This window comes from Vibrio sp. Vb0937 (assembly GCF_033338855.1).
In genome coordinates this window covers 54,922-77,579 of the sequence record NZ_JAWOTK010000016.1, presented here as the reverse complement: position 1 = coordinate 77,579, position 22,658 = coordinate 54,922, and the positions used below count along the sequence as shown (strand labels likewise).

Annotated in this window: 18 protein-coding genes; 2 read left to right on the top strand and 16 right to left on the bottom strand. The window is 45.7% G+C overall.

All coding sequences use genetic code 11. The features are described 5' to 3' along the window. Positions 1–141: 141 nt before the first annotated feature. From recX to pncC, 3 genes are all read right to left on the bottom strand, one after another. Entirely contained in the window at positions 142–609 is a 468-nt protein-coding gene (recX, locus tag R7P67_RS17385) for a recombination regulator RecX (RefSeq protein WP_017633543.1), read from the bottom strand. Positions 610–736: 127 nt separating this feature from the next. Then, positions 737–1,780, bottom strand: a complete 1,044-nt coding sequence (gene recA / locus R7P67_RS17380) for a recombinase RecA (protein ID WP_005380874.1) — start codon at positions 1,778–1,780, stop codon at positions 737–739. A gap of 200 nt (positions 1,781–1,980) precedes the next feature. After that, the gene (gene pncC / locus R7P67_RS17375) at positions 1,981–2,463 is read right to left on the bottom strand and encodes a nicotinamide-nucleotide amidase (RefSeq protein WP_005383794.1); all 483 of its coding nucleotides are present in this window, start codon (positions 2,461–2,463) and stop codon (positions 1,981–1,983) included. An 84-nt stretch (positions 2,464–2,547) separates the two neighbouring features. On the opposite strand from pncC, the gene mutS reads away from it, so the two are divergent. Continuing rightward, positions 2,548–5,109: a DNA mismatch repair protein MutS gene (mutS, locus tag R7P67_RS17370; RefSeq protein ID WP_033907432.1), complete on the top strand. Its 2,562-nt coding sequence runs from the start codon at positions 2,548–2,550 to the stop codon at positions 5,107–5,109. 82 nt (positions 5,110–5,191) lie between these two features. Here mutS and rpoS read toward each other — a convergent pair whose 3' ends face one another. The 13 genes from rpoS to rlmD all read right to left on the bottom strand — a co-directional run bounded on the left by rpoS (position 5,192) and on the right by rlmD (position 19,634). Next, positions 5,192–6,178 carry an RNA polymerase sigma factor RpoS gene (gene rpoS, locus R7P67_RS17365; RefSeq protein ID WP_005380887.1) on the bottom strand — a complete coding sequence of 329 codons (987 nt, stop codon included), beginning with the start codon at positions 6,176–6,178 and terminating at the stop codon, positions 5,192–5,194. Positions 6,179–6,258: 80 nt separating this feature from the next. Further along, the gene (locus R7P67_RS17360) at positions 6,259–7,182 is read right to left on the bottom strand and encodes a peptidoglycan DD-metalloendopeptidase family protein (RefSeq protein WP_017633546.1); all 924 of its coding nucleotides are present in this window, start codon (positions 7,180–7,182) and stop codon (positions 6,259–6,261) included. A 13-nt stretch (positions 7,183–7,195) separates the two neighbouring features. Next, entirely contained in the window at positions 7,196–7,822 is a 627-nt protein-coding gene (locus R7P67_RS17355) for a protein-L-isoaspartate(D-aspartate) O-methyltransferase (protein WP_005380892.1), read from the bottom strand. Then, positions 7,822–8,598 (bottom strand): 5'/3'-nucleotidase SurE, encoded by a 777-nt coding sequence (gene surE, locus R7P67_RS17350; protein ID WP_005380894.1) that lies wholly within the window; start codon positions 8,596–8,598, stop codon positions 7,822–7,824. The genes R7P67_RS17355 and surE overlap by 1 nt, the downstream gene beginning before the upstream one ends. Then, positions 8,598–9,641, bottom strand: a complete 1,044-nt coding sequence (truD, locus tag R7P67_RS17345; protein WP_154205036.1) for a tRNA pseudouridine(13) synthase TruD — start codon at positions 9,639–9,641, stop codon at positions 8,598–8,600. The genes surE and truD overlap by 1 nt, the downstream gene beginning before the upstream one ends. 45 nt (positions 9,642–9,686) lie before the next feature. Further along, complete coding sequence (gene ispF, locus R7P67_RS17340; protein ID WP_005380896.1) at positions 9,687–10,163, bottom strand: 2-C-methyl-D-erythritol 2,4-cyclodiphosphate synthase; 477 nt, start codon at positions 10,161–10,163, stop codon at positions 9,687–9,689. Between the two features lie 14 nt (positions 10,164–10,177). Continuing rightward, entirely contained in the window at positions 10,178–10,885 is a 708-nt protein-coding gene (gene ispD, locus R7P67_RS17335) for a 2-C-methyl-D-erythritol 4-phosphate cytidylyltransferase (RefSeq protein ID WP_017821625.1), read from the bottom strand. A 1-nt stretch (position 10,886) separates the two neighbouring features. Beyond that, entirely contained in the window at positions 10,887–11,168 is a 282-nt protein-coding gene (gene ftsB / locus R7P67_RS17330) for a cell division protein FtsB (protein WP_005380907.1), read from the bottom strand. 548 nt (positions 11,169–11,716) lie between these two features. Next, a complete protein-coding gene (gene eno, locus R7P67_RS17325; RefSeq protein ID WP_005383785.1) occupies positions 11,717–13,018 on the bottom strand; it encodes a phosphopyruvate hydratase in 1,302 nt (433 codons plus the stop codon). Between the two features lie 78 nt (positions 13,019–13,096). Next, positions 13,097–14,737 carry a CTP synthase gene (locus R7P67_RS17320; protein WP_021034029.1) on the bottom strand — a complete coding sequence of 547 codons (1,641 nt, stop codon included), beginning with the start codon at positions 14,735–14,737 and terminating at the stop codon, positions 13,097–13,099. Between the two features lie 205 nt (positions 14,738–14,942). Further along, the gene (gene mazG, locus R7P67_RS17315) at positions 14,943–15,746 is read right to left on the bottom strand and encodes a nucleoside triphosphate pyrophosphohydrolase (RefSeq protein WP_005383780.1); all 804 of its coding nucleotides are present in this window, start codon (positions 15,744–15,746) and stop codon (positions 14,943–14,945) included. Between the two features lie 225 nt (positions 15,747–15,971). Continuing rightward, complete coding sequence (gene relA / locus R7P67_RS17310; RefSeq protein ID WP_005393896.1) at positions 15,972–18,191, bottom strand: GTP diphosphokinase; 2,220 nt, start codon at positions 18,189–18,191, stop codon at positions 15,972–15,974. 123 nt (positions 18,192–18,314) lie between these two features. After that, positions 18,315–19,634: a 23S rRNA (uracil(1939)-C(5))-methyltransferase RlmD gene (gene rlmD / locus R7P67_RS17305; RefSeq protein ID WP_213987493.1), complete on the bottom strand. Its 1,320-nt coding sequence runs from the start codon at positions 19,632–19,634 to the stop codon at positions 18,315–18,317. A 192-nt stretch (positions 19,635–19,826) separates the two neighbouring features. Between rlmD and barA the strand changes: the two genes are divergently transcribed. After that, positions 19,827–22,625 carry a two-component sensor histidine kinase BarA gene (barA, locus tag R7P67_RS17300; RefSeq protein WP_005383774.1) on the top strand — a complete coding sequence of 933 codons (2,799 nt, stop codon included), beginning with the start codon at positions 19,827–19,829 and terminating at the stop codon, positions 22,623–22,625. Positions 22,626–22,658: the final 33 nt, after the last annotated feature.

Below are 22,658 nucleotides of genomic sequence, written 5' to 3'. Positions count from 1 at the left end.
CAGCTCTTCCTGAAAATAGTCGAGTTAGAATTTTGCCGTATTGTAGATCATGCAAACAGCTGAGACTAGTTTTCTTGAGGAAAAGAGGGAGTAGGAGAAAAAATTTGAAGCAAAACAAAAATCAGTGCGGACGACTGACCGTTAATCTTCGTCCTCAAAGCTCAGCGCGTAGCTGATTTGGTCAAAACTGTAGCCACGATATTGCAGAAAACGAACTTGTTTTGCGTACTCTTTTTGGTCTTTGGCTTTAATACCTTTGAATTTCTTTTCTGCCGCCTGTTTAGCCAGTTCAAACCAATCTTGCGGCTCTTCAGCCATAGCTTGCTCAATCACCGACTCCGCAACACGCTTCTGGTTTAACTCTTGACGAATTCGACGCTCTCCATGTCCTTTGTATACATGCTGTCTAATTTGACTCTTCGCGTAACGTAAATCATCTAAATAGTTATGGTCTAGGCAAAAATTAATTGCGATGTCGATGTCTGATTCTTCATAGCCCTTCATCGATAATTTTTGGTAAAGCTCATACTGACCATGATCGCGACGGCTAAGCAATTGGATAGCAGCCTCTTTGCTCGATAATGTTGGCGCCTGGCGTTTTTGGTACATGATGATCCTAAAAGTATTTTTGCTGTACAGGCTCTCAATGGCCTTTGTGATAATTCGATTTTTGATTTCAATAGATACAACAAAGCCCCGCATTGCAGGGCTTTGTCATTTATTAATCTATGAGAGATTAAAACTCTTCAGCTTGCTCTGGCGCTTCACCAGCTTCAGGCGCTTCCGCAAGTGCTGGCGCTAGCAACATTTCACGCAGTTTTGTATCGATAGTTTTAGCCACTTCAGGATGCTCACGCAGGTAGTTACACGCATTCGCTTTACCTTGACCAATCTTATCGCCATTGTAGCTATACCAAGCACCGGCTTTTTCAACTAACTTGTGCTTCACACCGAGATCGACAAGTTCACCTTCGCGGTTAAAGCCTTGGCCGTACATGATTTGTGTGTTTGCTTCTTTAAATGGTGCTGCAATCTTATTCTTAACAACTTTGATGCGCGTTTCGTTACCTACGACTTCGTCACCTTCTTTGATTGCGCCAGTACGACGGATATCTAGACGAACAGAAGCGTAGAACTTAAGTGCGTTACCACCTGTTGTTGTTTCTGGGTTACCAAACATCACACCAATCTTCATACGGATTTGGTTGATGAAGATACACATACAGTTAGACTGCTTTAGGTTACCCGTTAGCTTACGCATTGCTTGAGAAAGCATACGTGCTTGCAGACCCATGTGGCTATCGCCCATTTCGCCTTCGATTTCTGCTTTCGGTGTTAGCGCTGCAACAGAGTCGACAACCATAACATCGATAGCACCAGAACGTGCAAGTGCGTCACAGATCTCTAGCGCTTGCTCACCTGTGTCTGGCTGAGAAACTAGCAATGCATCGATATCAACGCCAAGTTTCTTCGCGTATACAGGATCTAGAGCGTGCTCTGCATCGATAAACGCACACGTTTTGCCTTCACGTTGCGCAGCAGCAATAAGCTCAAGCGTTAATGTTGTTTTACCTGAAGATTCTGGGCCGTAGATTTCTACGATACGACCCATTGGTAGACCACCAGCACCCAAAGCGATATCAAGAGAAAGAGAACCCGTTGAGATGGTTTCTACGTCCATTGCGCGGTTATCACCAAGGCGCATGATAGAGCCTTTACCGAATTGCTTTTCAATTTGACCTAGCGCAGCGGCGAGCGCTTTCTGTTTGTTCTCGTCCATTACTTTCTCCGATTTATTCATCTTCTTTGGGCGACGAATAGTAATTCATTTTTCTTAAGCAGAAGAACTGCTCAGCAATGAAAGTTATTATACTGTTGATTCATACAGTGTCCATACCTGTATGAAAAAAATTTGGCTGACCTAAAGTCATGATTTGCTCTAGCCCTTATCAATGCTGGGCTAAAACAAGTTAAGAAATTCTAGAGCAGATGTTGATACAATTGAGTCAACGCGTGCTCGACCGCTTTTTTGCGAACTTCTGCACGGTCACCAGAGAAATGCATGGTTTCTACTTGCTGCCAACTTTGGTTATCAGCAAAAGCAAAGCAGACCATACCGACTGGTTTCTCTTCACTGCCACCACCCGGCCCTGCAATACCACTGATGGATACACCGATGGTGGCATTTGAGTTTTTAATTGCACCCTGTACCATTTCAATCACAACTGGCTCACTCACTGCACCATGCGCTTCTAACGTTGAAGCTTGCACACCAAGCATCTCCATTTTCGCTTCATTACTGTAGGTGACAAACGCACGGTCAAGCCACGCTGAACTACCAGCAATGTCAGTAATGGCGGTTGCAACACCACCACCTGTGCATGATTCTGCGGTCGTTAAAACATGCCCGTGTTTAGCCAATAATGCGCCTAAATCGGCACTCAATTTTGTTGTTTTTTCCATAGCCAAAATGCCCTTTGTCTCTTTTTACTTGATAGGGATTCACGTATCCTAAGCCGCTACGGAAATAAACAAAAGAACTTACCTGTGAAAGCTGAACAAAAACACACTCCGATGATGCAGCAATACCTCAAGCTAAAAGCTGAGAACCCAGAGATTTTGCTGTTCTACCGCATGGGCGATTTCTACGAACTCTTTTACGATGATGCCAAGCGAGCTTCTCAGCTTCTTGATATTTCATTGACCAAACGTGGTGCGTCTGCAGGTGAACCAATCCCAATGGCGGGTGTGCCATTTCACGCCGTAGAGGGCTACCTGGCAAAACTTGTTCAGCTTGGTGAGTCTGTGGCGATCTGTGAACAGATTGGCGATCCGGCAACCAGCAAGGGCCCGGTAGAACGTAAAGTTGTGCGTATCGTGACACCAGGTACTGTGACGGATGAAGCGCTGCTTTCTGAGCGTGTCGATAACTTAATCGCAGCAATTTACCATCACAACGGTAAGTTCGGTTATGCGACGCTGGATGTCACCTCTGGTCGCTTCCAACTGACAGAACCAGAAACTGAAGAAGCGATGACAGCCGAGCTTCAACGCACTGCACCACGTGAGCTACTGTTCCCAGAAGATTTTGAACCTGTACATTTAATGGCGAGCCGCAATGGTAACCGTCGTCGCCCAGTCTGGGAGTTTGAGCTTGATACGGCTAAGCAACAACTCAATCAACAATTTGGCACAAAAGATCTGGTTGGTTTTGGTGTAGAACATGCGTCCTTAGGGCTGTGTGCTGCTGGTTGTTTGATCCAGTACGTAAAAGATACTCAACGTACGGCTTTACCTCATATTCGCTCTTTAACGTTTGATCATCAGGATCAATCCGTCATCCTTGATGCTGCTACCCGACGTAATCTGGAAATTACTCAAAATCTAGCAGGCGGAACCGATAACACGCTCGCTGCAGTACTCGACCATTGTGCAACTCCGATGGGCAGCCGAATGCTGAAGCGTTGGTTGCATCAGCCTATGCGTTGCATTGAAACGTTAAACAATCGCCTTGATGCGATTGGTGAGATTAAAGAACAAGCTCTGTTTGCTGATCTTCAACCAACGTTAAAGCAAATTGGTGATATTGAACGTATCTTAGCGCGCCTTGCATTACGCTCTGCTCGCCCTCGCGATATGGCTAGACTTCGCAATGCCATGCAACAGCTACCAGAGCTAGAATCTGTCACCGCTTCTTTGACCCATCCGTACCTAACGAAATTGGCGAAGTATGCAGCTCCGATTGACGAAGTATGTGACCTGTTAGAGCGCGCGATTAAAGAAAATCCGCCGGTTGTTATTCGTGATGGTGGCGTCATCGCTGAAGGCTACAATGCGGAGCTCGATGAATGGCGAAAGTTGGCAGACGGTGCAACAGAATATCTTGAGCAGCTTGAGCGAGATGAGCGTGAACGACACGGTATCGATACGCTTAAAGTAGGCTATAACAACGTTCATGGCTTCTTTATCCAAGTGAGCCGTGGCCAGAGCCATTTGGTTCCACCGCATTATGTACGTCGCCAAACACTCAAAAACGCTGAACGCTACATCATCCCAGAGCTTAAGGAACACGAAGACAAAGTACTTAACTCGAAGTCTAAAGCGTTAGCACTTGAGAAACAGTTGTGGGAAGAACTGTTTGATCTATTGATGCCAAACCTTGAGAAGCTGCAAAACCTAGCTTCTGCTCTGTCTCAGCTAGATGTATTACAAAACCTAGCAGAGCGTGCAGATTCGTTAGATTACTGCCGCCCAACGCTTGTGAAAGACGCAGGAATTCACATTCAAGCTGGCCGTCATCCAGTCGTAGAACAAGTAACAACAGAGCCGTTCATCGCGAACCCAATTGAGCTTAACCCAGCCCGGAAGATGTTGATCATCACCGGTCCAAACATGGGTGGTAAATCAACCTACATGCGTCAAACTGCGCTGATTGCATTGATGGCACATATCGGCTCTTATGTACCGGCAGAATCCGCACAGATTGGTTCTTTAGATCGTATATTTACTCGTATTGGTGCATCAGATGATCTTGCATCTGGCCGCTCGACCTTCATGGTAGAAATGACCGAAACAGCCAATATTCTTCACAACGCAACTAAGAACAGTTTGGTGCTAATGGATGAAATCGGACGCGGTACTAGTACTTACGACGGTCTGTCTTTAGCTTGGGCAAGTGCGGAATGGCTCGCAACACAAATTGGTGCGATGACCCTATTTGCAACTCACTACTTCGAATTAACAGAGTTACCGAACCAACTGCCAAACTTAGCGAACGTTCACTTGGATGCCGTAGAGCATGGAGACAGCATTGCCTTTATGCACGCTGTTCAAGAAGGTGCGGCAAGTAAGTCTTACGGTCTGGCTGTTGCGGGCTTAGCAGGCGTACCAAAAACGGTCATCAAAAATGCGCGTAACAAGCTATCTCAGCTAGAGCAACTGGGGCAAAACAGTGACACACCACGTCCAAGTGCAGTAGATGTGGCTAACCAGTTGAGCCTGATTCCAGAGCCTAGCGAGGTCGAACAAGCTCTGTCAGGTATTGACCCTGACGACTTAACGCCACGCCAAGCTCTTGAAGAGCTGTATCGCTTGAAGAAGATGCTGTAAACAGACTCACACCGACGAGCCAAAAAGAAAAAAGGCTATGGGGAACCATAGCCTTTTGTGTATCTAGTGAAATACGGATTATTTAATCGTCTTCTACGTTAAACAAGTTTTCCATATTCAAACCTTGTTTGATTAGGACTTCACGAAGACGACGTAAACCTTCCACTTGTATTTGACGTACTCGCTCACGTGTCAGACCAATCTCTCGACCAACTTCTTCCAGCGTCGAAGGCTCGTAGCCTAGTAGGCCGAAGCGACGTGCAAGCACTTCTTTCTGTTTCGGATTCAACTCTTCTAACCAATGAATCAACGATGATTTGATGTCGTCATCTTGAGTCGAAACTTCTGGATCAGAGTTGTTTGCATCAGGAATAATATCCAGCAGCGCTTTCTCACCGTCACCACCGATTGGCGTGTCGACAGAGCTAATACGCTCATTAAGGCGTAACATTTTGCTTACGTCTTCGACTGGAATATCTAATTGAGCAGCAATTTCTTCTGCGGTCGGTTCGTGATCGAGCTTTTGAGAAAGTTCACGCGCAGTACGCAGATAAATGTTCAGCTCTTTCACTACGTGGATAGGTAGACGGATCGTGCGAGTTTGGTTCATCAACGCTCGCTCTATCGTTTGTCGGATCCACCATGTTGCGTAAGTAGAGAAACGGAAACCACGTTCTGGGTCGAATTTTTCGACCGCTCGGATCAAGCCGAGGTTACCTTCTTCAATCAGATCGAGTAGTGCTAGACCACGGTTACTGTATCGACGAGAAATCTTAACAACCAAACGTAGGTTACTTTCGATCATACGTTTGCGTGCCGCTTCGTCGCCACGTAGGGCGCGTCTTGCGTAAAGCACTTCTTCTTCGGCAGTAAGTAAAGGTGAGAAGCCAATTTCGCCCAAATACAACTGAGTTGCATCTAAGCTTTTACTGCTCGCGTCAAATTCTTCACGCGCAGTCGCTTTGCTTTCTGTGGATGATGATCTTTCGAGTTCGTTATCAATGGTCTTCACTGACGCATTGTCAAATGCAAACTCTTCAACTTTGGTTACTGTGTTGCTGATACTCATAACGCCTCCCCCTGGCGAGTTAGCAAGACATGACAACTCAATATGTCGCTAAATGATGTCGCAAGTTGTTTTTCAAAGTTTTAAGGCAAATAGCGTTTTGGATTCACTGATTTACCTTGATAGCGAATTTCAAAGTGTAGTTTGACCGACTTTGCACCTGAACTACCCATGGTGGCGATTTTTTGTCCGCTTTTTACGCTTTGTCCTTCTGTGACCAGCAGTTTGTCATTATGTGCGTATGCGCTTAAATAATTGTCGTTATGCTTTACTATAATTAAGTTGCCATAACCTCGTAGCGCATTGCCTGAATAAACGACTGTGCCGGCTGCGGTTGAAACGATAGGTTGACCACGCTGTCCTGCGATGTCGATACCTTTATTTCCCTGTTCTCCCGCCGAAAAGTTCTTGATTACTCTCCCTTTTGTTGGCCACAACCACTTTGAGACTTTATCACTCTTTGCTGTGGTAGTTGGCGCTTTTTGCTTCACTTTTTGGTTATCTTTTGAACCAACATACTCCTTTGTTTTCGATTGTTCAACCTTCTTTGGAGGCTGTTTTTGTACGACTTTAGGCTTAGTCTCTGTAGGTTTTTGACTAGAGTTTTTACTCGAAGGTTTAGGTTTAGAGGCTGTTGATGTTTTCGTCACTGGAGCTGGGGGTGTCGTAACAACAGGAGCCACAACGGGTTCAACTTTTTGACCATATTTAGGGGCGACATATTTCGGAGCCCAAAGTTTTAGCCTCTGTCCTGGGTAGATAGTGTAAGGCTGAGTTAACTCATTGTAACGAACAAGATCATTTACATCTTTATCTGTGACATAAGCTATGAAGTAAAGTGTATCGCCTTTTTTTACCTCATAATAACTCCCTCTGTAACTCCCTCTTTCAAGGCTTGAATAGTCTTTTTTTAGGCTAGAGACAGGTGCAGGGGAATGCGCTGCACAACCAACTAGTCCTGCAGCAAACACAAAGCTAATACCAATATGACGTAGTAACTTATTCACCTATCCCTAACCCTTAAGCTAAATCACCCGCAACCAGAGGTACGAACCGAACCATTTCTACAACGGTAGAGAGATATTCGTCTCCCTTACGCTCTATTTTTAATAACTGTTGTTCCGTATCTCCAACAGGAATGACCATTTTGCCGCCATCTCTTAATTGTGAGAGAAGAGCTTGGGGAATCACTTCAGCGGCAGCGGTAACAATGATAGCATCGAAAGGACCTCTCGCTTCCCAGCCCTGCCACCCATCAGCATGCTTAGTTGAAACATTGTAAATATCCAATTGCTTCAGGCGACGCTTTGCTTCCCATTGCAACGATTTAATTCGCTCAACGGAGTATACATGATCAACAATTTGCGCCAGTACCGCAGTTTGATAACCCGATCCCGTTCCGATTTCCAGAACACGACTCGCCGGTTCTAGCTCAAGCAACTCGGTCATACGAGCAACGATATAAGGCTGAGAAATAGTTTGTCCCTGACCAATTGGTAACGCATTGTTATCATAGGCTTGGTGCATCATCGCTTGAGAAACAAAGCTTTCTCGTGGCAAGCGTTGGATAGCATCCAGAACTCTTTGGTCTTTGATGCCACTGGAGATAAGAAACGCTATCAACCTGTCAGCATGTGGGTTACTCATTACTTCTCTTCCTTTAACCAACTATCCATAGCACGCAGCGACTCGTGAGCGGTGAGATCAACTTGCAGAGGCGTCATTGAAACTCGGCCATGCTCAATTGCATAAAAGTCCGTGCCCTCTCCTGCATCTTGCTCCTTTCCTGGTGGCCCTAACCAATAAATGTCATGACCTCTCGGATCTTTCTGCTTGATCATATTCTCTGCGTGATGACGTGCACCTAAACGCGTAACTTCAATTTCACCTAAATTCTCTGATGGTAAGTCAGGCACGTTTACGTTCAGTAGACGATTCGTTGGAATCGGCGACGCTAAATGCTGTTGTACAATTTGACGTGCAATTTTAGCGGCGGATTCGAAATGTCGCTTACCCACTAGTGAAAAAGCCACCGACTGAACGCCAAGGAAATGACCTTCCATGGCGGCTGCTACTGTTCCAGAATAAAGAACATCATCACCCAAATTAGCACCATGGTTGATTCCTGACAGAACAAGATCAGGCAAATCATCTTTCATTAGCTCATTCAGCGCGAAATGCACACAATCCGTGGGCGTGCCTTGCACTGAGTAGATATTTGGGGCAATTTCAGTCACGCGTAATGGTTGTTCTAATGTGAGTGAATTCGAAGCACCTGAACGATTTCGATCAGGTGCGACAATGGTCACTTCGGCGATATCTCTCAACTCATCAGCGAGGGCATGAATCCCTTGTGCATGAACACCATCATCATTGCTGATTAAGACTCTTAAGGGCTTCGGGTTTCGTGAATCCTGTTCCATTAGTATTCTCTTTCTACTTCAACCTCATTAACTAACTCACGAACAATAGAGGTCGCAAAAGATCCCGCATCCAGTGAGAAAGTCAGCGTAATGTTGTTACCTTCAACCGTCCAAGCTAAATCTTTTGGCTTCAGCGCAATATCGCGACGATCGTGGCGCATGCGATTACCACGAATCAACGCCATGAGGTCAGGCTCTTCGTCTAAAAACGGTTGCTCTAATGCCAGAGCCTCGGCTTGAGTAGGCAGTGCATTATCGCCAGCAAGCGCAGCGGTAATTGCCGCTTCACCTTGTGCAAATTGCACTTGCAGAGCAGCGATGTTGTTTGCATCAATCAACTGAGTGCCAGAATTCGTCTGTGCAATGTCACCATCAATGAACTTATCAAACACACCATTCTCTAGACGAGCTGAAACGATGCGGTTGAAAATCCACGAACGAGCCGCTGATAAATACATACTGCGCTTGTTTTGATTGCGGGTACGAACGTTTTCGCGTCCCCATCGACGTGCTTCTTCAAGGTTGTTGCCATCGTTACCAAAACGCTGACTACCAAAGTAGTTTGGCACGCCAACTTGTTTCACTTTTTCAAGACGTTGCTCTACATCCGCTATATCTGTCACTTCAGACAAAGTAACCACGAACTCGTTCCCTACTAGGTCACCAGGACGCAGTTTTTTATTGTGACGATCTGTTGCAAGGATTTCGATACTTGGGTATTGAGCCAAAAACGCTGAAAAATCTGGCGTTTCACCTTTTGGTAAATGGACACTTAACCACTGTTCCGTCACCGCATGACGGTCTTTAAGACCCGCCCAGCTAACGTCTTTCGACTTAACACCACAGGCTTTTGCTAACTCGTTAGCAACGAAGCTGGTGTTCTCGCCCGTTTTACGGATACGAACCATTAAGTGCTCGCCTTCGCCCGTAAAGGCAAAACCTAAATCTTCGCGAACCTGAAAATGCTCTGGCTGCGCTTTAATTTTTGCCGATGCAACTGGCTTACCCGTTAGGTAAGCCAATGAAGATAAAATGTCTGACATGATGTGTTTCCGCTGATATCACAGCTTAGAGGAGCAAATTGCTAGTTATTGCTTAAACAGAAGTACAACGGCTTCCGTTGCAATGCCTTCTTTGCGTCCAGTAAAACCGAGACGTTCTGTCGTCGTCGCTTTTACGTTAATGTTACTAATGTCGGTTTCTAGGTCTTCGGCTATCGCCGCACACATTGCGTCAATGTGTGGTGCCATTTTAGGCGCTTGTGCCATGATGGTTACATCAGCATTGCCAAGACGGTAGCCTTGCTCTTTAACTCGACGGTAAACGTCTTTCAGTAATTCACGACTGTTTGCGCCTTTCCATTTATCATCCGTATCTGGGAAATGACGACCAATATCGCCGGCAGCAATCGCGCCCAGCAGAGCATCCGTTAACGCATGCAACGCTACATCGCCATCTGAGTGAGCAATCAAACCTTGTTCGTAAGGAATCGCTACACCACCGATAATTACCGGACCTTCACCGCCGAATTTATGTACGTCGAAACCATGACCAATTCGAATCATTTTCTATCCTTTCTTTATTCGCCGCGCTCACGGCTTAGATAAAACTCGGCTAACGCAAGATCTTCTGGCTGAGTGATTTTTATATTGTTCGCATTCCCTTGAACTAAGGCTGGCTTCTCGCCTAACCATTCCAAAGCCGAGGCTTCATCGGTAATGGTTACACCCTGTTCTAATGCGTCAGCCAGTGCTTGAGTAAGCTGCTGAGTTTTAAACATTTGTGGAGTAAGTGCATGCCACAATGCTTCTCTATCTACCGTATGATCGATATCTTGTACTGCGTTTGCTCGCTTCATTGTATCTCTCACAGGAGATGCGAGAATGCCACCCGTTGAGTGGGCGCAGCAAACATCAATCAAACGGTCAATGTCGGATGTTAATACACATGGCCTCGCAGCGTCGTGGACTAATACCCACTCGCTTTCCAGATGCTCATTGACATAGTTTAGCCCTGATAACACAGAGTCTGCTCTTTCTTTACCACCAGCTACACGAATCACATCTGGGTGCTTAGCAATGGACAATTCTGGGTAATATGGGTCGCCGTCAGTAATGGCAACGACAACCTTAGAAATATTTGGGTGAGAAAGCAGTTTCTCTACGGTATGTTCCAGTACCGCTTTACCTTCGATCAATAAATATTGCTTAGGGCGATCTGCCTTCATTCTGCTCCCTACACCAGCAGCAGGCACAATTGCGATATGCGATGAGTTCATATCCAACATTTTAATGGTTTTCCTCACCTATAATGCGGTAAAAAGTCTCGCCATCTTTAACTAAACCGAGCTCATGACGCGCACGTTCTTCAATCGCATCAAGACCTTGCCTTAAGTCATCAATCTCAGCGAACATTTCATTGTTGCGAGCTTGTAGCTTGCTGTTCACTTGTTGCTGAACTTCAATTTCATCTTTTACTGTGTAGTAGTCAGACACTCCGTTTTTACCAAACCATAGAGTGTATTGAAGCAAGCCAAACAGTAGCGTAAGGGCTATAACAAAGATTCGCATATCGCTGCTAACATTCTGTACCGGAAGGAATTAGATAAGGTGACATATATAGCATAAATGCGAGGTTGCCTCTAGGGGAGAAAGGGAGACTCACACGCTCCTTACAAGAAATAAGCAGCAAAATGAAACAAGCTCATAGGAAGCGCTCCTTACCCATGACCAAAGTAAGAGCCAAAAATACAAACTTATAAATACAAAAAAACCGCCGTAGCGATGGTTTCAAAAAGCTATTTAGCGAAACTTTACTCAATAAGAATTAAGCTTGACCTTTAACTTCTTTAAGACCGCTTCCTTGAAACATGGAGGAGCGCGCTCACCTAGAGCTTCCGTTATATAAAGAAACACCCGCCAAGGCAGGGTGTTTTTAAAAGCTTTAAGATAAGCCGTTAACTCAGTTAAGAATTAAGCCTGACCTTTAACTTCTTTGAGACCGCTTCCTTGAAACATGGAGGAGCGCGCTCACTTAGAGCTTCCGTCATATAAAAAACGCCCCGCAAGTGCGAGGCGTTTTCAAAAGCTTTAAGTTAAGCGGTTAATTCAATTAAGAATTAAGCTTGACCTTTAACTTCTTTAAGACCGTTGAAAGGAGCGCGCTCACCTAGAGCTTCCTCGATACGGATTAGCTGGTTGTACTTAGCAACACGGTCAGAACGGCTCATAGAACCAGTTTTGATTTGACCTGCTGCTGTACCTACCGCTAGGTCAGCGATAGTTGCATCTTCAGTTTCGCCAGAACGGTGAGAGATTACTGCTGTGTAACCTGCGTCTTTAGCCATCTTGATTGCAGCTAGAGTCTCAGTTAGAGAACCGATTTGGTTGAACTTGATAAGGATAGAGTTAGCTACGCCTTTCTCGATACCTTCAGCAAGGATCTTAGTGTTAGTAACGAATAGATCGTCACCTACTAGTTGAAGCTTGTCACCTAGTAGTTCAGTTTGGTGCTTGAAGCCATCCCAGTCAGACTCGTCTAGACCGTCTTCGATAGAAACGATTGGGAATTGGTTAGCTAGCTCAGCTAGGTAGTGGTTGAACTCTTCAGAAGTGAAAGTTTTACCTTCGCCTTTCATGTTGTAGATGCCAGCTTCTTTGTCGAAGAACTCAGATGCAGCACAGTCCATAGCTAGAGTAACGTCTTTACCTAGTTCGTAACCAGCAGCTGCAACAGCTTCTGCGATAACTTCTAGAGCTTCAGCGTTAGATTTAAGGTTAGGAGCAAAACCACCTTCATCACCAACTGCAGTGCTGTAGCCTTTAGACTTAAGAACTTTAGCTAGGTTGTGGAATACTTCTGCACCGATACGTAGACCTTCTTTAAGAGTCTTAGCGCCAACTGGTTGGATCATGAACTCTTGGATGTCAACGTTGTTGTCTGCGTGCTCACCACCGTTGATGATGTTCATCATTGGTAGAGGCATAGAGAACTGACCTGCAGTGCCGTTTAGCTCAGCGATGTGCTCGTATAGAGGCATGCCTTTCGCAGCAGCAGCAGCTTTAGCGTTTGCTAGAGAAACAGCTAGGATAGCGTTAGCACCGAATTTAGATTTGTTTTCAGTGCCGTCTAGTTCGATCATTACTGCGTCGATTGCAGCTTGGTCTTTAGCGTCTTTGCCAACTAGAGCTTCAGCGATTGGGCCGTTTACAGCTTCAACTGCTTTAAGAACACCTTTACCTAGGAAACGTGCTTTGTCACCGTCACGTAGCTCAAGAGCTTCGCGAGAACCAGTAGATGCGCCAGATGGAGCTGCCGCCATACCTACGAAACCGCCTTCTAGGTGTACTTCAGCTTCTACAGTTGGGTTACCACGTGAGTCGATGATTTCACGACCTAGAACTTTAACGATCTTAGACATTAATGTTTCCTCTCGTTTCAAATATAAATGTCAATCTTAAAGGGCAGCAGCACAACCTTCGCCGCCGCCCGTATCCTTTTACTTCTCGAATTCGCCGCGTGCGTTTTGGCCCGCAGCCTTAACAAAACCTGCAAACAATGGATGTCCATCGCGAGGAGTCGAGGTGAATTCTGGGTGGAACTGAGCCGCTACAAACCATGGGTGAGCTGGGTTCTCAATCATTTCCACTAACTTCTTGTCCGCAGATAGACCTGATACTTTTAGGCCTGCTTTTTCGATTTGCGGACGAAGCACGTTATTCACTTCGTAACGGTGACGGTGACGTTCATGGATCGTCGCGCTACCGTACAGTTCACGAGCTTTAGTCCCTTTCTCTAGGTGACACAGCTGTGAACCAAGACGCATCGTACCGCCTAGGTCAGACTTTTCAGTACGCTCTTCTACGCTACCTGATTCGTCTACCCACTCTGTGATCAAACCTACCACAGGGTACTTAGTCTCTTTGTTAAATTCTGTTGAATGTGCACCTTCCATACCCGCAACGTTACGCGCGTATTCGATTAGTGCCACTTGCATACCCAAACAAATACCTAGGTAAGGCACGTTATTCTCACGTGCATATTGAGCCGCACGGATCTTGCCTTCAATACCACGATCGCCGAAGCCACCTGGTACTAGGATTGCGTCCAAACCTTCTAGAAGTTCAACGCCTTTTGTTTCGATATCTTGTGAGTCTACATACTTAATTGTGACGCTTAGACGGTTTTTCAAGCCAGCGTGTTTAAGCGCTTCGTTCACAGATTTGTATGCATCTGGTAATTCAATGTATTTACCAACCATACCGATGGTTACTTCACCAGTAGGATTTGCTTCTTCGTAGATAACCTGTTCCCATTCAGAAAGGTCTGCTTCAGGAGCAGTAATACCAAAGCGAGCACACACAAGGTCATCTAGCCCTTGAGATTTAATCAACTGAGGGATCTTGTAGATAGAGTCTACATCCTTCATTGAAATTACTGCTTTTTCTGGAACATTACAGAACAGTGCGATTTTTTTACGCTCATTCGCAGGAATAACGCGATCGCTACGGCAAACTAGGATGTCTGGCTGAATACCGATAGATAGAAGTTCTTTTACAGAGTGTTGCGTCGGCTTAGTTTTCACTTCGCCCGCTGCCGCTAGGTAAGGAACAAGTGTTAGGTGCATGAACATTGCGCGCTCACGGCCTAGCTCAACAGCTAGCTGACGAATCGCTTCCATAAATGGTAGTGATTCGATATCACCAACAGTACCGCCAACTTCAACGATAGCCACATCATGGCCTTCAGAACCTGCAATAACGCGATCTTTGATCGCGTTAGTGATATGAGGGATAACTTGAATAGTGGCGCCTAGGTAGTCACCACGACGTTCTTTACGAAGTACGTCGGCATAAACACGACCTGCAGTGAAGTTGTTACGCTTGGTCATCTTGGTACGGATGAAACGCTCGTAGTGACCAAGGTCAAGGTCAGTCTCTGCGCCATCTTCTGTAACGAACACTTCACCGTGCTGAGTAGGGCTCATTGTGCCCGGGTCAACGTTGATGTAAGGGTCAAGCTTCATCATAGTCACTTTAAGACCACGAGCTTCTAGAATAGCCGCAAGAGATGCTGCTGCAATACCTTTACCTAGAGAGGATACAACCCCGCCAGTAACAAAAATGTAATTTGTCGTCATGTTTAACCTGAAATTGGTTGAATGAGGGAAATGGAGTGCTTCTGGACGGGAGATAAATATACCAGAAGCTCCTTACCGCCACAACGTGAAATCTATCACACCGTAATTTTTTATTTTTTGCTTCAAATCAAAGTGAGCAAAGACAAACCAAAGTCCGTTTTCGTGTAACCAAACAAGTTGACCTTATATTATGTATTCTGCCAGTTTACCTCTGCCTCGATTCTTCTTGTTTTACTTCATCCCAAAAATGGTCAAGTTCTGATAAAGAACAATCTGTAAGTACTTTGCCTGACTGCTGAACCTTGCCTTCAACTTGTTTAAAACGTCGCGCAAACTTTACGTTTGCTTTTCCTAGCGCGACTTCTGGGTTTTTATCAAGGTGGCGAGCCAAATTGACAGTCGCAAATAGCAAATCACCGAGCTCCAACTCAACTTTCTCTTCATCGGGCTGAACTTGCAGTGCCTCTTCCATGACTTCGTCAATTTCTTCTCGTACTTTATCGACAACCGGGCCAAGTGAATCCCAATCAAACCCAAATTTTGCACATTTTTTCTGAATTTTTGTAGCACGAGAAAGTGCCGGTAAAGAGTTTGGTATTGAGTCTAGGATACTTTCTTCCGCTTTGCCTACTAGGGCTTTTTCTTTTGCTTTTTCCGCTTCCCAGTTCGCGTTAATTTCCTCGTCAGATTCAAACTCAACATCTGAAAAAACATGCGGGTGGCGACGAGTCAGTTTTTCGTTCACGGTTTCGACGACATCCGAAAAGTCGAACAGCTCTTGCTCTTTCGCTAGCTGGCTGTAAAAAATCACCTGAAACAACAAATCCCCTAGCTCTTCTTTTAGATTGGGCCAATCTCGATTTTGAATCGCGTCCACCACCTCGTAGGTTTCTTCTATTGTATGCGGAACGATGGTGTCAAAGGTTTGTTTTAAGTCCCAAGGGCAACCGTTTTCTGGGTCACGCAACTTCGCCATGATTTGTTCTAATTGTTCAATTGGATGACTCATTTTTTGTTCCTTTAAACCTTTCTACTAAAGAAAAAGGTGAGCGGCCAAAACCACTCACCTTCTACATTATATTTTCTCAGCAGCTTTCACTAAGTAATTGTTACTTTGACAAGGCAACAAGTTTTCGCGACTCCTGAGCATAGCTCGCCTATGTGATGAGCCTGGGCCGGCACTCCGGAGTGAGCGCAGGCAACAACGCTATCAGCTTCAAGTATGACGAGAATTTTAGCCGAGGCGTTTCACCGTCATCACATCCTTAATCTGCTCAACACGCTTCGAAACACGAGAAAGCACCTCAATATTGGTGACTTCTAGGTCAAAGTCCATGATGGCAAGTTGACGTCTGTAATCGACTCGGTTCTTCATACTGGTCACTTTGATCTTTTCGTTGGCGAACAGTGTCGTAATGTCTTTGAGTAGACCACCTCGCTCCATCGCTTCAACACGGACGGTGAGGATGTATGACCCGACGAAGCCGCTGCCCCAGACAGTATCAATGATACGCTCTGGCGCATGATGGCGCAGTTCTTCTAACTGTTCACAGTCACTACGGTGTACTGAAATGCCGCGACCTTGCGTGATGTAACCACAGATATCATCACCTGGAATCGGCTGACAGCAACGCGCTAGGTGCGTCATTAGATTATCGACACCTTCTACAACGACGGCGTCTTTTTTCGGTCGGCTTTGCGCTGGTGATTTGTGCTCTGCTTCTTGCAGTTTTTCCAGTGCTTGCTGGTCTTCTTCCTCTGCCGTTGGCTTGTTAACTAACGCGTTGATATGGTTAATGATTTGGTTGATGCGCAAATCACCGCTACCTACCCCAACATACAATTCATCTGGTGTTTTGACGTTAAACCGCTTGAGGGCGTAATGCTCTGCATCTTTTAACGTTGCGCCAATTTTGGCTAACTCATGCTCAAGGATTTCACGACCTGCTTCAAGGTTCTTCTCACGGCTTTGCTTTCGGAACCAAGCGTTAATTTTGGCACGCGCACGACCAGAATGAACGAAGCCTAATGATGGGTTTAACCAGTCACGTGATGGGTTAGGTTCTTTCTGAGTGATAATCTCGACTTGGTCACCCATATGTAATTTATGCGTGAACGGCACAATACGACCTCCGACTTTGGCACCGATACAACGGTGTCCCACTTCGGAGTGAATGTGATAGGCAAAATCTAGCGGCGTTGCCCCCATTGGCAAATCGACAACATCACCACGTGGTGTAAAGGCATAAACACGGTCATCAAAGACTTGGCTACGCAGCTCATCGAGCATTTCGCCAGAGTCAGACATTTCTTCTTGCCAATCCAGTAGCTTACGCAGCCACGTGATCTTCTCATCATAACCGCTTCGGCTGCTTGCCCCTTCTTTATATTTCCAGTGCGCTGCAACCCCCAGTTCCGACTCTTCATGCATTTGCTTGGTACGAATCTGGATCTCGATGGTTTTGCCTTCTGGCCCTAGAATTACTGTATGGATCGATTGATAACCGTTTGGTTTAGGGTTAGCAACGTAGTCATCAAACTCGCTCGGTAGATGCTTGTATTTGGTGTGAACTACGCCTAAAGCCGCGTAACAATCTTGCAGTTTGTCTGCGATGATACGCACTGCTCGCACATCAAACAGCTCATCAAAGGCCAAACTCTTTTTCTGCATTTTTCGCCAAATGCTGTAGATGTGCTTAGGTCGACCACTCACTTCGGCATTGATGCCCGACACTTCCATTTCGTGCGTGAGGTCTTCAACAAAGTCTTTGATGTACTGTTCACGAACGATGCGTCTCTCAGAAAGCTGTTTGGCAATTTGTTTGTAAGTTTCCGGTTGTTGGTAGCGGAAAGCGTAATCTTCAATTTCCCATTTCAGCTGACCGATGCCTAATCGGTTTGCTAGCGGCGCATAGATGTTGGCACACTCTTTTGCCGCCGCACGTCGAACTTCATCTGGCGCTTTTTTAACTTCAATAAGGTTACAAATTCGTTCCGCGAGCTTGATAACTACGCAGCGGAAGTCATCCACCATGGCAAGCAGCATACGGCGTACGTTATCTACCTGAGATGACGCTGCACTGCCTTCCATGTTGACGTTGAGTTGGCCAATAGCAGCCATTTCTTCAACGCCGTCGATTAATTTTATGATTTCTTTGCTGTATTTCTCTTCCAGAATTTCTCTGTTAAAAGCACCACTTGAAACCAAAGGAAACAGTTGAGCAGCCACTAAAGTGGCTTGATCCATAGACAAGGTGATCAAAATTTCGATCATTTCTCGTCCACGCCACAACAACAGCTCCGCTTGCTCGTTATCAGCTAATACCGTCTGGCAATCTCGATATACTTCGATTAAGCGTGAGGCTGTGTTTTTCTCTTGTCCTAGGCTAGCCACCCAGTTTTCGAGTTCAAACTGTTCATCTTGGTTTAAATGCGCGCTTCTTACCGCAACCATCTCATCATCCTAATTATTATATTCGTGTGGTTTGACTAACACCGTCCAGGTTAGTTCTTTTTACCGCGCGTACACGCTGGCTTTATGACCACCCACCACAAATAAGGGGTCAAAGTCCTAAAGTTAGGACTTTTCAAACAATGCCATCGATTCTAGATGACTGGTATGAGGGAACATATCCAGCATACCTAATTTCGTTAATTTATAGCCTTGCTCTATCAAGCTTTGACTATCCCTAGCAAGGGTAGCAGGATTACAAGAAACATAAACTACACGCTGTGCGCCAAGCTCAGAAACTTGATCGATGATCCCACTCGCTCCCGCGCGTGCCGGGTCTAATAATACTTTATCAAACCGCTCTGCGGCCCAGGCTTGGCCTTCAAAATCTTGCTCAAGGTTAGCGTGATAAAATTGCGCGTTATTGATTTGGTTCAAAGATGCATTGTTTGTGGCTTTTTCTACCATCTCTGCAACACCCTCTACTCCAACCACGTACTTAGCTAATTTCGCAACTGGTAAACTAAAGTTGCCTAAACCACAGAACAAATCTAACACTCGGTCACTCTTTTGTGGGTCTAACCACTCAACCGCTTGTTTGACCATTTGTTGGTTTACACCTTGGTTTACTTGAATAAAGTTATTTGGTGCAAAAGGGATTTTCACTCCAACTTCTTGATAAAAAGGCATATCGCCTTCGATAAGGTCTAATTGTTCTGTCGATGGCATTAAGTACAACGATGCGCCATGACGTTTTGCCAACTCCGTTAGAGATTGAGTTTCACTCGTTGTCAGAGCGCTCAAGTGGCGCAGCGTAATACACGGCCCATTATCGCCAAGTACCAGCTCTACATGACCTAATTGTTCCGGCTTTTTGAACGCTTTTAGGGCTGAGTAAATCTCTGGCAGCAAAACATTCAGTTCCGGTGCCAGCACTGGGCAATCGGTCACTTGCGCAATTTGCTTACTCTGCTTTTTACGGAAACCAAAATGTAGCTGACGTGTTTTTTTATCAACAAACAAGCTCACTCTCGCACGGCGACGGTAGGCCTGCGAATCTCCCAATAACGGGGCATCTAGTTCAATGTCACTGCCTGAGAATTTTCGCATTAGCTGACGCAACGTTTGCTGTTTGTACGTCAATTGTTGGCCATAATCTAGATGCTGCAAATCACAGCCACCGCACTCATGATAATGTGGGCAAAATGGCTCCACACGAGCTTCACTCGGCTTAAGGATTTTAATCAACTTACCGCGAGCGTATTTGCTCTTTTCTTCCACCAATTGAGTGACCACCTCCTCACCCGGCAGTGCTCCATCAATAAACAATGGCTTCTTTTTGAGGTAAGCAATGCCTGCGCCGTGGTGATCTAAACGCTCTACTTGCACTGCTTGGTGCCGAGTATTGAGTTGGGTTTTCTTTTTCGGTTGAAAGATGCGTGCCATGCTCTATGCCTGATTTATATGTAATTGCTCTTCGGCTTCACTATTCTTGATTGCAGCCGTTGTGTGATTCGAGTGACTTGATTATGCTTACCGTTTATTCGGTGACGTCACTTCTTTGCTCAAGGCTTTATCGTGCGCTTGAGAAATAATGCGTTATTTTCCCATATCCAGACTCCGATGTAATTAGATAACATGACCAGATATGGCTTACGAGCACGTGTAATTACACTAACTCTCGCTCCCACTCTCATTATTGGTTTATTACTGAGCGGCTTTTTCTCATTTAACCGCTACCAAGACCTTGAGAAACAAGTTATCACCACTGGTAACAGCATTATTGAGCCGCTGGCGATTGCCAGTGAAACTCATCTACTATCAGAAAGCCGAGAGGCGGTACGTCGCTTGATAAGCTACGCGCACCGCAAAAACTCCAAACTGGTTCGTAGTATCGCGGTATTTGATGAACATCATGAGCTCTTTGTGACCTCTAACTTTCATCCTAATTTTGAAGCCTTGATGTTTCCCAAAGATAAACCGATCCCGCAACTGGGTAATTCGGAAATCTACGAAAACTCACTGATATTGCGTGTCCCCATTTTGTCAGAAGGTCACTACTTAGCGGAGTTGTCGAACGAAAGCCAAGGCACAAAAGCGATTGGTTACATCGCCGTCGAGTTAGATCTCTCCTCCTTGAGGCTGCAACAGTATCAAGAAGTCTTTTCTGCGTTTTTAGTTCTGGTTCTCGGTCTTGGCTTAGCAAGTGTGTTTGCTTCACGTCTAATGCACGATGTGACCCAACCTATCACCCACATGAAGAATGTCGTTGACCGCATTCGCCGTGGTCATCTGGATGTGCGTATCGAAGGCAAAATGCACGGTGAGTTAGACCAGCTAAAAAATGGCATCAACGCCATGGCGGTATCGTTATCAGAATATCACGTGGAGATGCAGCACAGTATAGACCAAGCCACGTCCGACTTACGTGAAACGCTTGAGCAGCTAGAAATTCAGAACGTTGAGTTGGATATCGCGAAGAAACGCGCGCAAGAAGCGGCCAGGGTTAAGTCAGAGTTCTTGGCGAACATGTCGCACGAGCTGCGTACTCCGCTCAATGGGGTGATTGGCTTTACTCGTCAAATGCTTAAAACGCAGCTTTCTAACAGCCAAACGGATTACCTACAGACGATTGAGAAATCGGCGAACAACCTGCTGAATATCATCAATGACATTCTCGACTTCTCGAAACTTGAAGCGGGTAAGCTGGCACTCGAAAACATTCCTTTTGATTTCCGAGAAAGTTTAGAAGAGGTAATTAACCTACAAGCCACAAGTGCACATGAGAAAGGGTTAGAAATCACCCTAAAAGTGGACCCTAAAATTCCACCAGGTTTAGTTGGGGATCCACTACGTATCCAGCAAATTTTGACGAACTTAGTCGGTAACTCAATCAAGTTTACCGAGCGAGGCAACATTGATGTTAGCGTAGAAATGCGCTCTCAATCAGGAGACTCCGTCGAACTACAATTCATGGTGCGTGATACCGGTATTGGTATCTCTGAGCGTCAGCAAGCGCAGTTGTTCCAAGCCTTTAGCCAAGCAGATGCAAGTATTTCACGTCGTTACGGCGGTACTGGTCTTGGTCTGGTTATCACTCAGAAACTGGTGAGCCAGATGGGCGGCGAAATCAGTTTAACCAGCCGTCTACACCAAGGTTCAACCTTCTGGTTTACGGTGCGCTTGCACTCAACCGAGATGCCAATGAGCGAACTGATTGAAGTGGAACTTCTGACTGGGAAGCAGTTACTGCTGATTGAACCAAACATGCAAGCCGCATCCGTAACCCAACAGATTCTAAGTCAGGAGGGTATTTTAGTAACCTACCGCTCTTCGCTACCAAACAACGAAGAACAATATGATTATGTACTGTTGAATTTAGCGGCCAACCAGACTCACGATGCGGAAGTTATTACACCTTGGATAGAACAAGCGAAACGCATGGCTCCGAGTGTTCTCCTAGGGACACCGAGTACCGAATTGGCGCTTGCGGACCAAATAATGACAGAGCATCACGTCCAGTGCCTGACGAAACCATTGTCTCGCCGTAAGTTGCTACAAAGCCTGATTAGCGAACATGTAGAATCGCCACCGGTATTAAGCGCTCCAATTACGCCAAGCGAAGGGGACCGTTTACCTCTCACTGTACTAGCAGTGGATGACAACCCTGCAAACTTGAAGCTGATCTCTGCACTACTCCGCGAACGAGTAGAAACCGTCACCGCCTGTAGCAATGGCCAGCAAGCGGTGAACCTGGCGACAGAGAAAAAGTACGATTTAATCTTCATGGATATTCAAATGCCACAAATGGATGGTGTGACCGCTTGTAAGCACATTAAAGAGTTGGAGCTAAATAAAGACACGCCAGTGATTGCGGTAACGGCGCATGCCATGGCAGGGGAACGAGACCGCTTGCTCTCAGCAGGAATGGATGACTACTTGACCAAACCTATTGAAGAGCATGTGCTGCAACAGGTTTTGGTTCACTGGAACCCAAATGCTTGTACAGAGAGCATTGGCAAAGTCGCCCCTTCATACGTTGATGAACCTGAAGGAAGCGCACCACAACCCGTTTCTTCGCCTCAGCAGGATGTGATTATTGATTGGCAAGCAGCCTTAAAACAGAGCGCGAATAAAGAGGATCTCGCTAAAGACATGCTGCGCATGTTGATTGAGTTCATCCCTGAAGTAGAAGCAGTCGTTGACCAAGCTCTGGAGCAAGAAGATATCTCCCGTGATGACCTAATTCATGTCATCCATAAGCTGCACGGCAGTAGTTCATATTGTGGCGTTCCAAGACTGAAGTCACTCTGTGCGACGCTTGAGCAAGCACTGCGCTCAGGGGTCAGTCTTGAGGAAGTTGAGCCTGAAATGTTCGAGCTGCAAGATGAAATGATTAAAGTAACAACAACCGCAAAGTTATACCTTGAACAGTGATCTATTGAAGAGAAACAAAAGCCAGAGCAAATG

Bases quoted from the DNA above. Each gene is read 5' to 3' on its own strand.
- relA (WP_005393896.1), bottom strand. From the start codon at position 18,191: ATGGTTGCGGTAAGAAGCGCGCATTTAAACCAAGATGAACAGTTTGAA.
- R7P67_RS17355 (WP_005380892.1), bottom strand. From the start codon at position 7,822: ATGAGTAACCCACATGCTGACAGGTTGATAGCGTTTCTTATCTCCAGT.
- mazG (WP_005383780.1), bottom strand. From the start codon at position 15,746: ATGAGTCATCCAATTGAACAATTAGAACAAATCATGGCGAAGTTGCGT.
- ispD (WP_017821625.1), bottom strand. From the start codon at position 10,885: ATGTTGGATATGAACTCATCGCATATCGCAATTGTGCCTGCTGCTGGT.
- surE (WP_005380894.1), bottom strand. From the start codon at position 8,598: ATGGAACAGGATTCACGAAACCCGAAGCCCTTAAGAGTCTTAATCAGC.
- R7P67_RS17320 (WP_021034029.1), bottom strand. From the start codon at position 14,737: ATGACGACAAATTACATTTTTGTTACTGGCGGGGTTGTATCCTCTCTA.
- barA (WP_005383774.1), top strand. From the start codon at position 19,827: ATGACCAGATATGGCTTACGAGCACGTGTAATTACACTAACTCTCGCT.
- ispF (WP_005380896.1), bottom strand. From the start codon at position 10,163: ATGATTCGAATTGGTCATGGTTTCGACGTACATAAATTCGGCGGTGAA.
- rpoS (WP_005380887.1), bottom strand. From the start codon at position 6,178: ATGAGTATCAGCAACACAGTAACCAAAGTTGAAGAGTTTGCATTTGAC.
- ftsB (WP_005380907.1), bottom strand. From the start codon at position 11,168: ATGCGAATCTTTGTTATAGCCCTTACGCTACTGTTTGGCTTGCTTCAA.
- rlmD (WP_213987493.1), bottom strand. From the start codon at position 19,634: ATGGCACGCATCTTTCAACCGAAAAAGAAAACCCAACTCAATACTCGG.
- recX (WP_017633543.1), bottom strand. From the start codon at position 609: ATGTACCAAAAACGCCAGGCGCCAACATTATCGAGCAAAGAGGCTGCT.
- eno (WP_005383785.1), bottom strand. From the start codon at position 13,018: ATGTCTAAGATCGTTAAAGTTCTAGGTCGTGAAATCATCGACTCACGT.
- pncC (WP_005383794.1), bottom strand. From the start codon at position 2,463: ATGGAAAAAACAACAAAATTGAGTGCCGATTTAGGCGCATTATTGGCT.
- truD (WP_154205036.1), bottom strand. From the start codon at position 9,641: ATGTCAGACATTTTATCTTCATTGGCTTACCTAACGGGTAAGCCAGTT.
- recA (WP_005380874.1), bottom strand. From the start codon at position 1,780: ATGGACGAGAACAAACAGAAAGCGCTCGCCGCTGCGCTAGGTCAAATT.